The organism is Variovorax sp. PBL-H6 (assembly GCF_901827155.1).
GTDB lineage: Bacteria > Pseudomonadota > Gammaproteobacteria > Burkholderiales > Burkholderiaceae_C > Variovorax.
The window spans coordinates 1873543-1891484 of sequence record NZ_LR594659.1 but is presented as its reverse complement, the minus strand read 5'-3'; the positions used below and the strand labels follow the sequence as shown (position 1 = coordinate 1891484).

20 protein-coding genes are annotated in these 17942 nt (G+C 68.7%); 18 read left to right on the top strand and 2 right to left on the bottom strand.

What is annotated here, in order from left to right; genetic code table 11:
- The first annotated feature begins 48 nt into the window (after positions 1-48).
- The 11 genes from fliH to fliR all read left to right on the top strand — a co-directional run bounded on the left by fliH (position 49) and on the right by fliR (position 8600).
- Positions 49-819 carry a flagellar assembly protein FliH gene (gene fliH / locus G3W89_RS09040; RefSeq protein ID WP_232076428.1) on the top strand — a complete coding sequence of 257 codons (771 nt, stop codon included), beginning with the start codon at positions 49-51 and terminating at the stop codon, positions 817-819.
- On the top strand, positions 819-2219 hold the full coding sequence (fliI, locus tag G3W89_RS09035; RefSeq protein ID WP_162573764.1) for a flagellar protein export ATPase FliI: 1401 nt from the start codon (positions 819-821) through the stop codon (positions 2217-2219). The genes fliH and fliI overlap by 1 nt, the downstream gene beginning before the upstream one ends.
- A 25-nt stretch (positions 2220-2244) precedes the next feature.
- Positions 2245-2703, top strand: coding sequence for a flagellar export protein FliJ (gene fliJ / locus G3W89_RS09030; protein WP_162573763.1), 459 nt, complete (start codon positions 2245-2247; stop codon positions 2701-2703).
- Between the two features lie 10 nt (positions 2704-2713).
- A complete protein-coding gene (locus tag G3W89_RS09025) occupies positions 2714-4060 on the top strand; it encodes a flagellar hook-length control protein FliK (protein WP_162573762.1) in 1347 nt (448 codons plus the stop codon).
- A 250-nt stretch (positions 4061-4310) separates the two neighbouring features.
- Positions 4311-4799 carry a flagellar basal body-associated protein FliL gene (gene fliL, locus G3W89_RS09020; protein WP_162573761.1) on the top strand — a complete coding sequence of 163 codons (489 nt, stop codon included), beginning with the start codon at positions 4311-4313 and terminating at the stop codon, positions 4797-4799.
- Between the two features lie 27 nt (positions 4800-4826).
- A complete protein-coding gene (gene fliM, locus G3W89_RS09015) occupies positions 4827-5828 on the top strand; it encodes a flagellar motor switch protein FliM (RefSeq protein WP_162573760.1) in 1002 nt (333 codons plus the stop codon).
- Positions 5821-6264: a flagellar motor switch protein FliN gene (gene fliN, locus G3W89_RS09010; protein WP_162573759.1), complete on the top strand. Its 444-nt coding sequence runs from the start codon at positions 5821-5823 to the stop codon at positions 6262-6264. Before fliM ends, fliN begins: the two co-directional genes overlap by 8 nt.
- On the top strand, positions 6261-6746 hold the full coding sequence (fliO, locus tag G3W89_RS09005; RefSeq protein WP_162573758.1) for a flagellar biosynthetic protein FliO: 486 nt from the start codon (positions 6261-6263) through the stop codon (positions 6744-6746). The genes fliN and fliO overlap by 4 nt, the downstream gene beginning before the upstream one ends.
- Positions 6746-7510 carry a flagellar type III secretion system pore protein FliP gene (gene fliP / locus G3W89_RS09000; RefSeq protein ID WP_162573757.1) on the top strand — a complete coding sequence of 255 codons (765 nt, stop codon included), beginning with the start codon at positions 6746-6748 and terminating at the stop codon, positions 7508-7510. The genes fliO and fliP overlap by 1 nt, the downstream gene beginning before the upstream one ends.
- A gap of 10 nt (positions 7511-7520) precedes the next feature.
- Positions 7521-7790, top strand: coding sequence for a flagellar biosynthesis protein FliQ (fliQ, locus tag G3W89_RS08995; RefSeq protein ID WP_106559857.1), 270 nt, complete (start codon positions 7521-7523; stop codon positions 7788-7790).
- Between the two features lie 12 nt (positions 7791-7802).
- Positions 7803-8600 (top strand): flagellar biosynthetic protein FliR, encoded by a 798-nt coding sequence (gene fliR, locus G3W89_RS08990; protein WP_162573756.1) that lies wholly within the window; start codon positions 7803-7805, stop codon positions 8598-8600.
- A gap of 104 nt (positions 8601-8704) precedes the next feature.
- On the opposite strand, the gene G3W89_RS08985 is transcribed toward fliR, so the two are convergent.
- On the bottom strand, positions 8705-9055 hold the full coding sequence (locus G3W89_RS08985) for a hypothetical protein (protein ID WP_162573755.1): 351 nt from the start codon (positions 9053-9055) through the stop codon (positions 8705-8707).
- Positions 9056-9297: 242 nt separating this feature from the next.
- Between G3W89_RS08985 and G3W89_RS08980 the strand changes: the two genes are divergently transcribed.
- Together G3W89_RS08980 and G3W89_RS08975 are read left to right on the top strand one after the other, a co-directional pair.
- Positions 9298-9690 carry a hypothetical protein gene (locus G3W89_RS08980; protein WP_162573754.1) on the top strand — a complete coding sequence of 131 codons (393 nt, stop codon included), beginning with the start codon at positions 9298-9300 and terminating at the stop codon, positions 9688-9690.
- Positions 9691-9822: 132 nt separating this feature from the next.
- Entirely contained in the window at positions 9823-10563 is a 741-nt protein-coding gene (locus G3W89_RS08975; protein WP_162573753.1) for a response regulator, read from the top strand.
- Between the two features lie 15 nt (positions 10564-10578).
- Here the strand turns inward: G3W89_RS08975 and G3W89_RS08970 are convergent, their stop codons facing one another.
- The gene (locus tag G3W89_RS08970; protein ID WP_162573752.1) at positions 10579-11316 is read right to left on the bottom strand and encodes an SDR family NAD(P)-dependent oxidoreductase; all 738 of its coding nucleotides are present in this window, start codon (positions 11314-11316) and stop codon (positions 10579-10581) included.
- 127 nt (positions 11317-11443) lie between these two features.
- Between G3W89_RS08970 and G3W89_RS08965 the strand changes: the two genes are divergently transcribed.
- The 5 genes from G3W89_RS08965 (at position 11444) to G3W89_RS08945 (ending at position 17928) form a co-directional block, all read left to right on the top strand.
- Entirely contained in the window at positions 11444-12355 is a 912-nt protein-coding gene (locus tag G3W89_RS08965; RefSeq protein WP_162573751.1) for a LysR family transcriptional regulator, read from the top strand.
- A gap of 502 nt (positions 12356-12857) precedes the next feature.
- Positions 12858-13406 (top strand): thioredoxin family protein, encoded by a 549-nt coding sequence (locus G3W89_RS08960; protein WP_162573750.1) that lies wholly within the window; start codon positions 12858-12860, stop codon positions 13404-13406.
- Positions 13403-14701 carry an ATP-binding protein gene (locus G3W89_RS08955; RefSeq protein WP_162573749.1) on the top strand — a complete coding sequence of 433 codons (1299 nt, stop codon included), beginning with the start codon at positions 13403-13405 and terminating at the stop codon, positions 14699-14701. Before G3W89_RS08960 ends, G3W89_RS08955 begins: the two co-directional genes overlap by 4 nt.
- Positions 14698-16485 (top strand): cytochrome c biogenesis protein DipZ, encoded by a 1788-nt coding sequence (locus G3W89_RS08950; protein WP_162573748.1) that lies wholly within the window; start codon positions 14698-14700, stop codon positions 16483-16485. The genes G3W89_RS08955 and G3W89_RS08950 overlap by 4 nt, the downstream gene beginning before the upstream one ends.
- Positions 16486-16527: 42 nt before the next feature.
- Entirely contained in the window at positions 16528-17928 is a 1401-nt protein-coding gene (locus tag G3W89_RS08945) for a serine hydrolase domain-containing protein (RefSeq protein ID WP_162573747.1), read from the top strand.
- Positions 17929-17942: the final 14 nt, after the last annotated feature.

Genomic DNA, 17942 nt, shown 5'->3' with positions numbered 1-17942 from the left:
CCCCCAGGCTTCGCGCACCGCGTCAGATGGCGCCATGGAGTTGTTGACGTGACCCTGTCCAGGAATGCTTCCCTCGGTCCCGGCGCGCGCTTGGCGACGACCTATGCGCCCGCACGAGCTCCCGCCGCGCCCAGGCCCACGGCCAAGCCGGTGCTGTCCGCCTGGCAACGCTGGGAGATGGGCACGCTGGACAGCGAGCACTCCGCGCACGACAACGTGCATTCCCCCGTCGTTCCGCGCGTGGACCCTGAAGCCCTGGCGCGCGACAACGAGCTCTCTCGCCTGCGCCTGCAGGCACGTGCCGAAGGCCGCGCCGAAGGCCACCGCGAAGGCCTGGCGAAGGGCCGCGCCGACGGCCATGCGGAAGGAGTGGCCGCAGGCCTCGCCGCCGCGAGCGCCCACGCCGAACGACTGCTTGCCCTCGCCGCCACGCTGCCGGCCGCGCTGCGCCGCGCGGAGAGCGAACTGGCCGACGCCATCCTCACGCTGGCGCTCGACGTGGCGCGCCAGGTGGTGCACCGCACGCTGCGCGCAGAGCCCGAATGGGTGCTGCCGCTGGTGCAGGACCTGCTGCATGCCGAGCCCGCGCTGCAAGGCGAGCCGCGCCTGCTGCTGCATCCCGACGACGTGGCGCTGGTGAAGAACAGCCTCGGCAACGAGCTGCAGATCGCCGGCTGGCAGGTGCGCCCCGACGACACGCTGGCGCGCGGCGGCTGCCGCGTGCAGTCCGCCAGCGGCGAGATGGATGCCAGCCTGGAAACCCGCTGGAAGAGCGTCACCGCGGCGCTCACCCGCGACATCGACGCCGCGGAGCTCTGATGCCGTCCACCACCGCCAACCCGCATCTGCAATCGTGGCTGGCCGCGCTGACGCAGGCGCGCGTCGACGTCAACCGCACCGCCGCCACGGTCACCCACTCTGGCCGCCTCACGCGGGCCGTCGGCCTCGTGCTGGAGGCCGTGGGCCTGCAGCTGCCCGTGGGCAGCGACTGCCTGATCGAGCTGCCGCCCGGCTATCCGCAGCGCCATGCCGAGGCCGAAGTGGTCGGCTTCGCAGGGGATCGCCTGTTCCTGATGCCGCAGAGCGAGGTGGCCGGTCTCATCCCCGGCGCACGCGTGTTCGCGCGCCCGGGCTCGGCCACGGCCGGCGACGAGGCCCATGGCAAGCGCCTCCCGGTCGGCGAAGGCATGCTCGGGCGCGTGGTCGATGCGGTCGGTCGCCCACTCGACGGCCTGGGCCCACTGGAGATCGCGCGCAAGGTGCCGCTGTCGACGCCGCCCATCAACCCCCTCACCCGCGCGCCCATCGACTCGGTGCTCGACACCGGCGTGCGCGCGATCAACGCCATGCTGACCGTCGGGCGCGGCCAGCGCATGGGCCTGTTCGCCGGCTCCGGCGTGGGCAAGAGCGTGCTGCTCGGCATGATGGCGCGCTACACCAGCGCCGAGGTGATCGTGGTCGGCCTGATCGGCGAGCGCGGCCGCGAGGTCAAGGACTTCATCGAGAACACCTTGGGCGAGGAAGGCCTGGCGCGCGCCGTGGTGGTCGCCGCCCCGGCCGACAACTCGCCGCTGCTGCGCCTGCAGGGCGCGGCCTATGCGACCTGCCTGGCCGAGTACTTCCGCGACCTGGGCAAGGACGTGCTGCTGATCATGGATTCGCTCACCCGCTATGCCATGGCGCAGCGCGAGATCGCACTGGCAGTGGGCGAGCCCCCCGCGACCAAGGGCTACCCGCCTTCGGTCTTTGCCAAGCTGCCGGCGCTGGTGGAGCGCGCGGGCAACGGCGCGCGCGACGCGCAGGGCCGCGGCGGCTCGATCACCGCCTTCTACACCGTGCTCTCGGAAGGCGACGACCAGCAGGACCCGATCGCCGACTCGGCCCGCGCCATTCTCGACGGCCACGTGGTGCTCTCGCGCACGCTGGCCGAGGCCGGGCACTACCCGGCCATCGACATCGAGGCCTCGATCAGCCGCGCCATGACGGCGCTGATCCCGCCTTCGCAATTCGACGCGGTGCGCCGCTTCAAGCAGATGCTGTCGCGCTACCAGCGCAACCGCGACCTGATCAGCGTCGGCGCCTATGCCGCCGGCCACGACCTGCAGCTGGACCAGGCCATCGCCCTGTATCCCAAGCTGGAGGCCTTTCTCCAGCAGGGCATGGACGAGCGCACCGACTACGCGGCGTCGGTGGCGCGCATGGCCGGCTTGTTCGACTAGACCGCACCGACGGATTGGCATCACCATGTCCAAGAAGCTCCCTCTCGACACGCTGCAGGAACTGGCCCGCAAGCAGAAGGAAGAAGCGGCGCGCCGCCTGGGCGCGCTGCAAAGCGCCCAGGTCAGCGCGCACCAGAAGCTGGACCTGCTGCTGCAGTATCGACAGGACTATGCCGGCCAGCTGCAGTTGCTGATGGCGAGTGGCCTGCCCGCCTCGCAGTGGCGCAACTTCAACAACTTTTTGGGCACGCTGGACGGCGCCATCGAGCAGCAGCGCGCCATCGTCAAGCAGGCCGGGATGCGGCTGGAAAGCGGACGCGGCGACTGGCAGCACCAGGCGCGGCGCCTCAACTCCTTCGACACGCTGGCTGACCGCCTGCGCCGCCAGGAGCTCGCCGTGCAGGCCAAGCGCGAGCAGCGCGACAGCGACGAGCGCGCAGCGCGCAAGTTCATCGACCGCGCCGCCGCCCAACCGAATTTCTAGAGGAACCGCCATGCCCACCTTCATTCCCTCCGCCGCCCTCCCGGCGAGCCCGGCGCAAGGGGCCGCCCAGCCCGGCTCGCGCGGTCGCCCTGTCGCGGACGAGGACGCACGCGGCAGCTTCGGCGCCGTGCTGGAGCGCTCGCGCGCCGGCGCCCGCCGCTCGCAGGACGGCGCGGAAGCGGCCAGTGCCGAAGCCACGGCCACGCCGCAGAAGCCGAACCGCTCCACGGGACGGAAGGACGAGCCGCGCTCCGAACTGCTGACCATCGCGCTGTTCGCGCCGCAGGTCCTGGCCGCCGCATCAGCGCCCGCCACGGCGGTCGGCACGGGCAAGGGCACCAGCGGCACTGCGCTGGCCTCGGCCGGCGCGGCCGTGCCGCAGGATGGATCGCTCGCCGCAACGGCCGCGGCCGCATCGACGCACACCGCCGATGCATCGCCCGGCACGGACGAAGGCGCGCACCAGGACGCCAAGGCACCGGCGACCGGTCCCGCCGTGGACACGACCACGACCCGCGGCGCTTCCACCGCACCTTCCGACAAGGGCTTCACACTGCCGGGCGCGCCGGCTACGCCGGCCGCGAGCGGCGATCCCACCGCGCAGACCACGGCCGCTGAATCGACGATGCCGCTGACCAGCGCCCTGCTGCCCGCAAGGTCGACGGCAGCCGGCGGCACCGCCACGGCTTCAGCCGCCAGCGACGCCAAGGCCGTGACCACGCCTTCGCCCGCCGACAGCAGTGTCCCCTCCGTCGAAGCGCAACCCGCCATCCTCGCAGCGACCACAGACGCCGAAAGCGCCGCCCCGCCCGCTGCGCCTGCGGCCGTGCTCGCATCGGCCCCGCCGATGCAGCCTGCGCTGGACCGCGCGCAGCCGGCCGCCAGCCCTGCGCCCGCGCAGGCCCTCGCGCCGCCCGTGGGCAGCGCCGAGTGGGCCCCGGCGCTGGGCCACCAGGTGCTGCGCATGACGGCCGGTGGCCAGCAGGTGGCCGAGCTCAACCTCAACCCGGCCGGTCTCGGTCCGTTGAAGATCACACTCAGCGTCGGCGACAACCAGGCACAGGCCATGTTCGTCTCCGCGCACGAGTCGGTGCGCAAGGCGGTCGAAGCCGCGCTGCCGCACCTGCGCAGCACGCTGGCCGAGCAGGGCATCAGCCTGGGCCAGACCTCGGTCGGCGCCGAGTCGCGCCCCTGGTCCGGTGCGGGCGGTTTTGCCCAGCAGCAGGACCAGCGACAGAACGCGTCCTCGAACGGTACGAACTACCCGGGCACCGGACGCAGCGAAGCGGCAGCCACGCCGCTGCCCGCACGCGCGAGCGCGCCGTCGCGCACCAGCGCCATCGACACCTTCGCCTGAAATGACGTTCCCCCATGCTTGCCCACTTCGTGTGGCCGCCAACCCGGTCTCCGGGGGCAACACCGACGGCCCGGCAAAGCCGCTTCCGTGGTGTTCCTGGAATGGGGTCTTCGGTTTCATGCGTTCCAGGCCAGGCGCTGCCCTGTCGAGACCCGACGAATGCGCAATTTGAGGCCCCTTTCCCCGCTTGATCGGGGCTTCGCTTCGCCGCGTCTCCACCAAGAATAAGACCCTCCCAACGTTGCTTTCCATGGCCACCAGTCCCTCTCTCCCCACCGCCGCGGCGCCCCGATCCTCGAAGCTTTTGATCGGGCTGCTCGCCTTCACCAGCCTGGCCGCCGTGGCCGGCGGCGGCTATGCCCTGAGCCGCAGCAGCCTGTTCGCGCACGAGGCGCCGGCCGCCCAGGCTCCGAAGCCGATCCCCAAGCCGATCTTCGTGACCCTCGAGCCGCTCACCGTCAACGTGCAGTCCGAGGGCCGCAGCCGATTCCTGCACATCGGCATGGCGCTCAAGGTGAACGACGAGCAGGCCAAGGCGCAACTGGTCGAGTTCATGCCCGAACTGCGCAGCCGCCTGCTGCTGCTGCTGTCGAACCGCCAGCCCGACACGCTGCTGTCCACGCAGGACAAGGCCAGGCTGGCCGAGGAGATCCGCACCGAGCTCAACCGGCCGCTCTCCCCCGAAGCCCAGCCGCAGGCGATCGCCGGCGTCTCCTTCAACACCTTCGTGGTGCAGTGACCAGCCCCAGATTCGGACGCACGACCCATGGCCTATGAACAGGTGCTTTCGCAAGACGAAGTCGATGCGCTGCTGTCGGGCGTCACCGGCGGCGCCGTCGACCAGCGCCGCGCGCCCGAGCCCGAGGCCGACGGCCTGCCGCTGTACGACCTCGGCGCGCCCGACCGCGTGGTGCGCGGCCGCATGCACACGCTGGAGGTCATCAACGATCGCTTCGCCCGCAACCTGCGCAGCGCATTGCTGAACTTCATGCGGCGCAGCCCCGACGTCTCGGTCGGCCCGGTGCAGATCCAGCAGTACGGCGAGTTCGTGCGCCACCTGCCGGTGCCGACCAACATCAACATGCTGCACCTGAAGCCGCTGCGCGGCACGGCGCTGTTCGTGTTCGATCCGAAGCTGGTGTTCCTGGTGGTCGACAACCTGTTCGGCAGCGACGGGCGCTACCACGTGCGCGTGGAAGGCCGCGACTTCACGCGCACCGAGCAGCGCATCATCAAGCGCCTGCTCAACCTCAGCCTCCAGTGCTACGGCGATGCCTGGCAGCCGGTGTTCCCGCTGGCATTCGACTACATCCGCGCCGAGATGCACGGCAAGCTCGCCAACATCGTGGCGCCCAACGAGGTGGTGGTCACCACCACGCTGCAGATCGAGTTCGGCCCGGTGGGCGGCTTCCTGCACGTGTGCATTCCCTATTCGATGATCGAGCCGATCCGCGACCTGCTGTCCAACCCGGTGCAGGACGAGATCGAGGTCGACAAGCGCTGGGTCAAGCAGATGAGCCAGCAGATGCAGAGCGCCGACGTGGCGCTTACCGCCGACTTCGTGACCATCGACACCACCATCGGCGAGCTGATGCGCCTGCAGGTCGGCGACGTGCTGCCGATCGAGCTGCCCGAAACCGTGCTCGCGCGCGTCGACGGCGTTCCCGTGATGGAGTGCGGCTACGGCGTCTCCAACGAACGCTACGCGCTGCGCGTGCAACAGATGATCTCCCACCAAGACAGCGATCCGAAGAGCGACCATGACTGACAACACTTCTTCCGGCAGCGACATGGACGACTGGGCCAGCGCCCTGGCCGAGCAGACCGCAGCCTCCGCGCCGACGCCGCAGCCCGCAAGCGCCCCCGCCCCGGCCGCGGCCCCGGCCGGGGCCCAGGTCTTCCAGCCGCTGCAGAACACGGCGGCCAGCGCCGCCGGCACGGTGGACATCGAGCGCATCCTGGACGTGCCGGTGCAGCTGATGGCCGAGATCGGCCGCACGCGCATCACCATCAAGAACCTGCTGCAGCTGTCGCAAGGCTCGGTGGTGGAGCTCGACGGCCTGGCCGGCCAGCCGCTGGACGTGCTGATCAACGGCTACCTGATCGCGCAGGGCGAAGTGGTGGTGGTGAACGACAAGTACGGCATCCGCCTGACCGACATCGTCACGCCCTCCGAGCGCATGCAGAAGCTCAGCCGTTCATGAAGCTTCCCGGTTCTTTCGCGCGCGGCGCGGCCGTGCTGGCAGGCTGCGCGTCCACGTTCTGCGCACATGCGGCCCTGCCCACGGTGCCCGCGCCCGTGGCCGAGACGGCGCCGGCCGTTGGCGCCTCCGGCCTGCTGCAGGCCGGCCTCGGCATGGTGCTGGTGCTGGGCCTGATCTTCCTGTGCGCCTGGCTGGCGCGCCGCTTCGGCCTGCCGCGCTTCGGCGGCAGCGCACTCGTCAAGGTGGTGGGCAGCGCGATGGTCGGCCAGCGCGAACGCGTGGTGGTGGTCGAGGTCGGCGAGACCTGGCTCGTGCTGGGCGTTACCGCGAGCCAGGTCAACGCGCTGCATTCGCTGCCGGCGCAGGCCCTGCCCGCGTCCTCTGCGCCGCCTGCGGCCCTGGGCGGCAGTCCGAAGGCGATGGACCTGTTCGCGCAAAGGCTGCGCGAATCGCTGGGCATCCAGCCGAAGCCGGGCGCCTGATGCCACGCCTTCCTCTTCGCCACCTGCTCCGCCTGCGGCATGCGGGCCTGCTGCTCGTGCTGGCCCTGCCCGCGCTGGCATTCGCACAAGGCCTTCCCGGGCTCACCAGCACGCCCGGCCCGGGCGGCAGCCAGACCTGGTCGCTCAGCGTGCAGACGCTGGTGCTGCTGACCTCGCTGAGCTTCCTGCCGGCGCTGCTGCTGTCGATGACCAGCTTCACGCGCATCCTGATCGTGCTGGGCCTGCTGCGCACGGCACTGGGCACGCAGTCTTCGCCACCCAACCAGATCCTCGTGGGCCTGTCGCTCTTCCTGACCTTCTTCGTGATGGCGCCGGTGTTCGACAAGGTCTACGACGAGGCCTACAAGCCGCTGTCCGAGAACAAGATCAGCACCGAGCGCGCGCTCGAGCGCGGCATCGCTCCCTTCAAGACCTTCATGCTCAAGCAGACGCGCGAGAACGATCTCGCGCTCTTCGCCAAGCTGGCCAAGGTGCCGGCGATGGAAGGGCCGGAGGACGTGCCGCTGCGCATCCTGCTGCCCTCCTTCGTCATCAGCGAGCTGAAGACCGCCTTCCAGATCGGCTTCACCATCTTCATCCCCTTCCTGATCATCGACCTGGTGGTGGCCAGCGTGCTGATGTCGATGGGGATGATGATGGTGCCGCCCGCCTCCATCGCCCTGCCCTTCAAGCTCATGCTCTTCGTCATGGCTGACGGCTGGCAGCTGCTCATCGGCGCGCTGGCCCAAAGCTTCTTCGTCTAGGAATACCGGAATGACACCCGAATCGGTCATGTCCATCGGCAGCCAGGCCATCCACGTCTCGCTGCTGCTCGGCGCGCCGCTGCTGCTGGTGGCGCTGGTCGTGGGCCTGGTCATCAGCATCTTCCAGGCCGCCACGCAGATCAACGAGGCCACGCTGTCCTTCATTCCGAAGCTGCTGGCCGTGTTCGCGGTGCTGGTGATCGCCGGGCCGTGGATGCTGGGCCAGATGCTGGACTACATCCGCACGCTGTTCTCGAGCATCCCCCAACTGGTCGCCTAGCGCTGTCGAGGCATGGGCGGCAGCATCCTTTCCGTCACCTCGGCGGAGCTGAACGGCTGGATGGTGGCCTTCCTCTGGCCCTTCGTGCGCATGCTGGCGCTGGTCGGCACGGCGCCGATCTTCGGCGAGCCCAATGTGCCGCGGCAGCTCAAGGTCGCCATCGCGGCGCTGCTGGCGATTGCGCTGGCGCCCGCGCTGCCGGCGATGCCCCAGGTGCCGGTGGTCTCCATCGGCGGGGTGTGGATCGTGATGCAGCAGGTGCTGATCGGCGCGGCCATCGGCTTCACGATGCGCCTGCTGTTCGCCGCCGTGCTTGCGGCCGGCGAGTACGTGGGCCTGCAGATGGGTCTGTCCTTCGCGTCGTTCTTCGACCCGATGAGCGGCGGCGCCACGATGGTGGTGGCGCGCCTGCTGCACATGCTGGCGATGCTGATCTTCCTTGCGCTCGACGGGCACCTGCTGCTGGTGGCGGCACTGGCCGACAGCTTCCAGGTCCTGCCGATCGCAGACGCACCGCTCGCCGCGCAAGGCTGGCTGCTGCTGGTGCATGGCGGCGCGCAGATCTTCGCGACGGGCTTCATGCTGGCGCTGCCGCTGATCACCGCGCTGCTGACACTGAACCTGGCGATGGGCATCCTGAACCGCGCCTCGCCGCAGTTCAGCATCTTCGCCGTGGGCTTTCCGCTGACGCTGCTGGCGGGGATCGGGATGCTGCAGCTGCTGATGCCGCAGATGGGTGCGTTCCTGGCGCCGCGCTTTGCGGCGGGACTCGGTTCGGTGATGGAGCTGATGCAAGCGCTGCGGCCTTGATGCCGGGCGCGCGAGCCCTGCCACGGTGAGGTCGCGGACGACTGCTCTCCTGATCCATTGAGAGCCCCAGGGCTTGCGGCGCTGCGCGGCGCAGGGCCGATGTGCTAGCGACCGTCCGCCATCTGGTTCAGCGATGGCGACTCCGCGACCGCCTCCACGCTGTCCCCCTTGTTCGCACGCCACCATGCGATCAGCCGATCGAAGTCGCCGTCGAAGACGCGATGCTTGAGCTCCTCGCCGACCATCGAGCAATGCGCGGCGCTGCCGAGGTCGAGCAGGGTGTGGGTCGCGACGCGGTCGCATTCCAGATAGGTGCGCTGCAGCGCCTCGACGCTGACCGAGGCCAGGTGCCGCCGGTCAGGGGCTTGCGCGTGCGCGGGCGCGGGCGATGGCAAAGCCGCCATCAGGGCCAGCGCCGCCGCGGCGGCGCCGAGCATCAGTTGCGATGTTTTCATCGTCACTCCCTTCGGGTGCACGCACCAGCACGTGCAATTCGACTGTAGGGCGCCACAGGCGCGGAGGAATCCCCCGCACGATGGATCTGGAGGGGTCAGTTGAAGAAGAGCAAACCCTTCTCTGGACGTGAAGGTGGTCAGGCTCAACCTTGGAATGCCAGCATCCTGCGGCCGCTACCGGGTAGGCAGCATTGCCGTCCACCCCGGCACGGCGTATCGTCTCCTGCAGGAAGGAGCAGCCGATGCCTTCACGAAAAAGCCTTGCGTCTCATCACGCACGCGGCATGCACCCGATGCCTCCGGGCTTGTTGAGCTATGCCGAAGCGATGGCGCCACCCTCGGATGCGGAGCTCTGCGAACGCGCGGTCCAGGCCATCTGGCTCAGCCTGGACGAGCATGACCTGGTGGAAGAGCAGGCGCGGCGCGATCTGGCGGAGATCCTCGAACCGCTGACCGCGCTTGGCATGGGAGAGCGGGCGCAAAGGCTGATCAAGACGCTGAGGCTGCCGGACCCGATCGATGCGTCCCACCTCTACTGGCTCACCCGGCGGCTGATTACCCTGGTGCCGGAATTGCAAGCCACGGCAAGCGCACTCGCCCGGCAAGCCGGCGACCGGCCTGCACCTCTTGCCTGAGGGGCGGCGGCCCTCGGCGGCCGGCGAAACGGGAGCGCCAGCACAGCGCATCGGGCAAGCGTGCAACCGGAGACCTGCACGGGACGCTACATTTGCGCCAGCACCTCGCCCCCCCGGAAGAGCCGCGCCGCCATGATTCCGAACAGCACCGACCACATCCTCATCGTCGACGACGACCGGGAGATCCGCGAACTGCTGACCACCTACCTGGTCAAGAACGGCCTGCGCGTCGCCGCGGTGCCGACCGGCCGCCACATGCGGGCGGCGCTGGAAGAATCAGGCCCTTTCGACCTGATCATCCTGGACCTGATGTTGCCGGGCGAAGACGGCCTGTCGCTGTGCCGCGACCTGCGCTCGGGCAAGTACAAGGCCACGCCCATCCTGATGCTGACGGCGCGCAACGAAGAAGCCGACCGGATCCTCGGCCTCGAAATGGGAGCCGACGACTACCTGGCCAAGCCGTTCGCCGCACGAGAACTGCTTGCGCGCATACGTGCCGTGCTGCGCCGCACGCGAATGCTGCCGCCGAACATGCGGTCGGCCGATGGGGCCGCCCGGCTGGCCTTCGGCCAATGGCAGGTCGACACCACCGCGCGCCACCTGATCGACGACAGCGGCGTGATGGTGGCCCTGAGCGGCGCCGAGTACCGGCTTCTGCGGGTCTTCCTCGACCATTCCCAGAAAGTGCTGAGCCGCGACCAGTTGCTGAGCCTGACGCAGGGCCGGGAAGCGGAGCTCTTCGAGCGTTCGATCGACCTGCTCGTCAGCAGGCTGCGCCAGCGCCTGCGCGACGATGCGCGCGAGCCCCGCTACATCAAGACCGTGCGCAGCGAGGGCTACGTCTTCGCATCGGCAGTCGAAGCGCAGGACTGAGCGGGCGGCGCGCACTCACCACTTGCCGGCGCTCATCCCGCCATCCACCGGCAGCACGATTCCGGTCGTGAAGGCGGCACCGCTGAGGTACAGCACCGCGTCGACGATCTCCTGCATGGTGCCGATGCGGCCCGCCGGCTGCAGCGTATTGAGGAAACCATGCATGTCCTTCGTGTAGAGCGGCGTGTCGATGATCCCCGGCGCGACGGCGGTCACCTGGACGTTGTGCGGCGCGAGTTCCAGGGCGAGCGCCTTGGTGGCCTGGTTGATGCCGCCCTTGATCAGCACGGGCAGCAATGCCGGCACGCCCTGGTTGGGCGCGAGCGCGATGCTCGCGGTGATGCTGATGATGTGGCCGGCCTTGCGCTCGACCATGTGACGGGCTGCGGCCTGCGATGCGTAGACGAAGCCCTTCAGGTTGGTGTTGACCAGGGCTTCGAGGTCCTCCTGCGTGTAGTCGACGAAGGGCTTGGCGTTGAAGATGCCGGCGTTGTTGACGAGCACATCCACCTGCCCGAAGCGCTCGACGGCCTGCCGGACCAGCATGGCGCCGACAGCCGCATCGGCGATGTCGCCGGGGACGCCCAGGAACTTGTCGGGCGAACCGAGCGATGCGGCGGCCTCTCGCAGGCGTTCGGCGGTCCGGGCGTTGCCGACGACGTTGTCGCCGCGCTCGAGGAAAGCGGCGGCCAGCGCCAGGCCGATGCCGCTCGAGGCGCCGGTGATGACGACGGTCTTGGGTTGGGTCTTCATGTTGACTTCCTTTCGGTGGTGGAGGTGAGCGGGGCTTGTGTCGCCAGCCCCTGAGAGGTACTCTATTTCTCGCCATGACGTTAATAAAGACAGCCCATACCAATTCAGTACTTACATCATGTAAGCCATGAAACGCCAGTTCGATGACTTGATGCTGGGAAGCCTGGAGCTGTTCTGCCTGGCCGCGGAGCATGGCGGGTTCACCGCCGCCGCCAACATCGCGGGCCTGACGCCTGCCGCCGTCAGCAGGACAGTCGCCCGGCTCGAGGAACGACTCGGCGTTCGCCTTTTTCTACGCACCACGCGGCAGATCCGCCTGAGCGATGCGGGCCAGGCCTACTACGAGCAATGCCGCCAGGCGCTTCACCAGCTGGTGGAGGCCGAGCGCGAGGCCAGCGGCCAGCAAGTCACGCCGAGCGGGCTGTTGCGCATCAGCGCGCCGACCACGTATGGGCACTTCCGATTGCTGCCGCTGCTGCCGGCGTTCAGGGCGCGCTATCCCGACATCCGCGTCGAGGTTCACGTCAGCAACCGCAACATCGACTTCGCTGCGGAGGGCTATGACCTGGCGGTGCGGGTCCGTGCGCCCGGCGACTCGAGCCTGATCGCACGCCGGCTCGAAGACGCCGAGCTCGTGCTGGTCGCTGCACCGGAGTACCTGACCCGCCGCGGAGAACCTCGAACCCTCGACGACCTGGCCGCTCACGAATGCATCCAGTTCGAACTGCCGAGCAGCGGCCGGACCATCCCATGGCTGTTTCGCCGGGACGGGCAGGACGTGGAGATGTCCACGTCCGGCGGCTACGCCTGCTCCGACGATGTTCTTGGTGGCGTCACGCTGGCCCGCCACGGCGCGGGCATCTTCCAGGCCTATCGATTCGTCGTCGAGGAAGACCTGCGCCAGGGACGGTTGGTCGAGGTGCTCGCGCGTTTTGGCGGGCGAAGCCGCCCCTACAACCTCCTCTATCCGCAGCTGCGCTTCGTGCCGTTGCGCGTGCGCACCTTCGTGGACTTCCTGGTGAGCCGCGAGACAGGTTGAAGCCGTGGGCGCGAAGACTTCCGGGTGGCGCCATCCGGTGTGTCGGACGCTGGAGAGGCCGCATTCCAACCAGGAAGCGGGTACCAGGCCTGAGCCAGTCTGTTTGGACTGAGCCGTTGGTATCCGCCGATTTCGCCAGTTTGATCACACCGGGGATCGGAACACTCGGGTCAAACTACTTGCATGCCCAAAGCATTGTCTCTATTACTTTTTGCCCTCGGCACGTCATGGCTCGTCCATGCCTTCGGTTTCGGGATGCTCGTCGCGGCCGGCGCACTCGCTGTGGCCGCCCTCGTGTTGTCAGCGGGCCGGGCTCCCACGCCTGACGACACGACCCAGTGGACTGAGTTGTAGAGCCAGGACCGCGAGCGACCTTCGTCCGCTGCGTTGTGAAACGTAGTGTGTCGAGTTCTCGCGGCGATACAGAGGTGTACCGGTTTCGCCCCGATCGAGGGCGACAGGGTTGAAGATCCGGGCGTTCCTTCAACAACGCCGGGTCATCATGAACATCCGCTTCAGTGCCTCCCTCTTCGCCGTGGCCCTCGTGGCCTCGTTGGCAGCCCTGACCTTTGCCGGCCCCCCACAGGGCGGCAGCATGACCGTTGCTGCCCGGCAGCCGGCACCCGAGTTCCGGGACATCGAGAAGTGGCTCAACTCCCAGCCCTTGAAGATGGAAGCGCTGCGCGGCAAGGTGGTCCTGGTCGACTTCTGGACCTACACCTGCATCAACTGCCTGAACCATCTTCCCTACGTGAAGGACTGGCATGCGAGGTACAAGGACAGCGGCCTGGTCGTGGTCGGCGTGCATACGCCCGAGTTTGCGTACGAGAAGTCCACGAAGAACGTGCAGAAGGCCATCGAGCGGCTGGAGATCACCCATGCAGTCGCGCAGGACAACAACTATGCAACCTGGAAGGCCTTCGGCAACCAGTACTGGCCTGCCGTCTACCTGATCGACAAGCAGGGCCGCATCGTCTACTCGCATTTCGGCGAGGGCAGCTACGCAGCTACCGAAAAGAAGATCCAGGCCCTTCTGGCAGAGGGACCATGACGCCTCGCTCCCTGTTCGCGCGGGTGACGCTCATCATCGTGGTGGGTCTCGCGATCGCGCAGCTGCTGACCTTCGCGGCCATCCGCTACGAGCGCGGCATGGCGCTTCGCGAGCTGATGATGACCGGCATCGAGCGCGACATTGCGAGCTCGATCGCCATGCTGGACCACCTGCCCGCAGCCGAGCGCGAGGCCTGGCTGGGACGGCTGGAGCGGCGCAACTACCGCTTCATGCTGGGCGGCGGCGTCACCGGCCCGCAGCCTGCTTCGCAGCAGTCGCAGGAATTCGCCGCGGCCATCGTCACGGCGCTGCGGCCCTTCGAAGTGGTGAAGGTGGCGCAGTCCACCGGGGACGACGTCCGCATCGAGGTCAGGCTGACGGATGGCAGCCCGGTGGTCGTCGATGCGCGCCGGGTCGGCATGCCGGTGTCGAACTGGGTCGTGTGGGTGCTGCTGCTGCAGCTCGCGGTGCTCGGCACTTGCGCGTGGTTCGCGGTGCGCCTGGTCACGCGGCCGCTGGCCCGCCTGGCGCAGGCCGCGGACGAGCTCGGGCCCGACCTGAAGGGCCGGATGCTCGCGGAGGAAGGCCCATCCGAAGTGGCGCATGCGGCGCGCGCGTTCAACGCCATGCAGCGCCGCATCGCCGGCTACATGGCCGAGCGCGTGGAAATCCTGGCTGCCATCTCCCACGATCTGCAGACGCCCATTACCCGGATGCGGCTGCGCACCGAGATGATGGACAACGAGAAGGATCAGCTGAAGTTCCGCCAGGACCTCGACGCCATGAACGCGCTGGTCACGGAAGGTGTCACCTATGCGAAGACCTTGCACGGCGCCACGGAGCCGCCGTGCCGCGTCGACGCCGACGCGCTGCTCGAGAGCATGGTCGCCGACTACCAGGACTCGGGCCAGCCAGTGCATCTTGAAGGTCGGATCGGCGGCCCCGTCGTGACGCGTCCGAATGCGTTGCGCCGCATCTTGGCGAACCTGGTCGACAACGCGCTGAAGTTCGCGAGCGACGTGCGCATGGAGGTGCGCGTCGGTGCGGACCGGCTCGTCATCGCCATCACCGACAACGGGCCGGGCATTCCCCACGATCAGCTCGAGGCCGTGCTCAAGCCCTTCTACCGGGTCGAAGGCTCTCGCAACCGGAGCACCGGGGGAACAGGACTTGGCCTGGCCATCGCACACCAGCTTGCCATCGCGATGGGCGCGGAGCTGAGCTTGCACAACCGCGACGGGGGCGGGCTGGAGGCCCGCGTTGCCATGCCACTCCAACGGGACCCCGCATCATGATCATTCTTGCGATTGCCTTTCTCGGGGGCGTCCTCACCATCCTGAGCCCGTGCATCCTGCCGGTGCTTCCCTTCGTGTTCGCACGCGCCGACCGCCCGTTCCGTTCGCACGGACTGCCGATGCTGTCGGGGATGGCGCTTGCCTTCACCGGCATTGCCACACTGGCCGCAGTGGGTGGCAGCTGGGTTGTCGAGCTCAACGAATACGGACGCTACGCGGCCATGGCCCTGCTCGCCGTGTTCGGCCTGACACTGCTGTTGCCCGCGTGGGCCGACCGCATGAGCAGGCCCCTCGTTGCGCTCGGCATGCGGCTGTCCCAGACCGAAGCGGGGTCTCCATCCGCGCGCCCGCCGGTCCTGTCGCCGCTCCTGCTCGGCATCGGCACAGGTCTGCTGTGGGCGCCCTGCGCAGGACCGATCCTCGGGCTGATCCTGACGGGGGCCGCGCTCAACGGCGCCAGCGCCGGCACCTCGTTGCTGCTGCTGGCGTACGCCGCGGGCGCGTGCACCTCGCTTGCCGCCGCGCTGTTGTTCGGCGGGCGCGTGTTCTCGGCACTCAAGGGATCGCTGCGGACCGGCGAATGGGTCCGGCATGCCGCCGGTGCGGCAGTCCTGGTCGGCGTCGGCGCGATCGCGCTCGGCCTCGACACGGGCCTGCTCAGCCAGCTCTCGTTCGCGACCACCTCGGAGCTGGAAAAGACGCTGCTGGAGAAGATCGAGCATCGGCCAGCGCCGCCGTCCCTCCCACGCCCGGGCGCCGGCATCGACGAGCCCGCCATGCTGCCGACCGCGGCGCGCGAACCGGCCCCGGCACGCGTGCTTGGAACGGAAGGCCACTTCCCTCCCCTGGCGGGCGCAACCGAATGGATCAACTCCGATCCGCTCACACCCGAAGGCCTGCGCGGCAAGGTCGTGCTGGTGGACTTCTGGACCTACTCGTGCATCAACTGCCTGCGCACGCTGCCCTACCTCCGCGCATGGGCCGACAAGTACAAGGACGCAGGACTGGTGGTGCTCGGCGTGCATGCGCCCGAGTTCGCCTTCGAGAAGCGCTCTTCCAACGTGCGCAAGGCCACGAAGGACCTCGGCATCGGGTTCCCGGTTGCCGTCGACAACGACTTTGCCATCTGGCGCGGATTCGGCAACCGGGCCTGGCCGGCCTTCTACTTCATCGATGCGCTGGGGCGCATACGTCACCACCAGTTCGGGGAAAACCAGTACGAGGAGGCGGAGCAGGTCATCCAGCAATTGCTGCAGGAGGCGGGGCGGGCCCAGGTGCCATCCGGGCGGGTCGCGCCGCAGGGCCTGGGCGTCCAGGCCGCGGCGGCGTCCATCGCTGCAGCATCGGAGGAGACCTACCTGGGCTACGAGCGCGGCCACAACTTTGCGTCGCCGGGCGGCGTGGCGCGCGATCGCGCAAACGAGTACCAAGGCCCCGCTTCCTTGCCGACGAACCAATGGGCGCTGGCAGGCGACTGGACGGTCGAGCGCGAGCGCGCGGTGCTGAACCGCGTCGATGGACGCATCGCCTATCGCTTTCATGCGCGCGACCTGCACCTGGTGCTCGGCCCCTCGGCTGACGGCACGCCGGTGCGATTCAAGGTGCTGCTGGACGGCAAGGCGCCGCTGGCGGACCATGGCTTCGACGTCGACGCACAGGGCAACGGGGTCATCGACGGGCAACGGCTTTACCAGCTGGTTCGACAAGCGGACGGGAAGGAGCGCTTGTTCGAGATCGAGTTCATGGACCCGGGAGTGCAGGCCTACGCGTTCACTTTCGGGTGAGCCACTACACTCCCTACCCCTTTTTGCCGCAGCCACCCCGCCATGAAGAAGAACGCCGCCTCCGCCTGGCTCCGGCCGGCCCTCGACTACATTCCGGCCTGGCTCGCCTTCCAGCTCGAACGGCACCAGCAGGTCGGCTGCAGCGTGGCGATTGCGCAGGGCCAGGAACTCGTCGCGGAGTTCGCGCTAGGCGCGGCCGACCTGGGTACCGGCGAGTCGCTCACGCCGCGGCATCGCTTCCGCATCGCCTCGCACTCCAAGACCTTCACCGCCAGTGGTGTCATGCTGCTGCGCGAGCAGGGCAAGCTCGGCCTCGACGATCCGATCGGCCGCCATGTGGGCGGCCTGCACAAGGAACTCGCCAAGGCGCGCATCGGCGAGCTCCTGTCCCATGGTGCCGGCGTCGTGCGCGACGGCGCCGACAGCGGGCAGTTCCTCGACCGGCGGCCCTTCCTGTCGCGCGCCGAGTTGCGAGCGGAACTGGCGAAGAAGCAGCCGCTCGCGCCCGGCCTTCAGCTCAAGTACTCCAACCATGGCTACGGGCTGCTGGGGCTGATGATCGAGGAGATCACCAGTACCGAGTACACGGCCTGGATCGCCCGCCACGTCGTCAAGGCAGCCGGCCTGCGCGAGACGGTGCCCGACATGCCGCAGCTGCCTCGATCGGCCCCGCTGGCGAAGGGCCACAGCACCGAGTTCCCGTTCGGGCAGCGCCTGATTGTTCCGGGCGACAACGTGTGCGACGCCATCGGGCCGGCCGGGGGTTTCGTCTCGACCGCGGCGGACGTGGCCCGCTTCTTCGCGCAGCTCGCGCCCGAGAGCAGGAAGAGCATCCTCTCGCCCGCCAGCCGGCGCGAGATGATGCATCGCCGCTGGCGCGACCCCTGCAGCATGCAGGAATCGCACTACGGCTACGGGACCATGATGAGCGGCCCCGGGCCAAAGGAGTGGTATGGACACACCGGCGGCCTGCAGGGCTTCGTTTCGCGCACGGCACGTTTCCCGGAGTCGGGCTTCACGATCACCGTGCTGTGCAACGCGCAGGATGGTTGGTCCTACGCGTGGGTCGACGGCATCCAGAGCATTCTTTCGGCATTCAAGCGGCACGGCGCGCCGGGCCGCAAGCAGGCGGCCTGGAATGGCCGCTGGTGGAGCATGTGGGGTGCCAGCGATCTGGTCGCCATGGGCCAGGTGGTCTGCCATGTCGCGCCGGCGATGAGCGTGCCCTTCGATGGCGCGACGACGGAGTTCGACGTCTCGGGCAAGGACAGCGGCGTCATTGCCAGGACCTCCGGGTACAACAGCCCTGGCCAATCGATCCGACTGGTGCGCGATCGCAAGGGCAATCCGGCCGGGCTGTGGGTGGGTGGCACCCAGCTGTTGCCCAAGGAAGCCATGATGGCCGAGGCCCGGCAGCGCTATCGCAAGGCTGCGGCCTCATGACCAGGGCAAGCCGG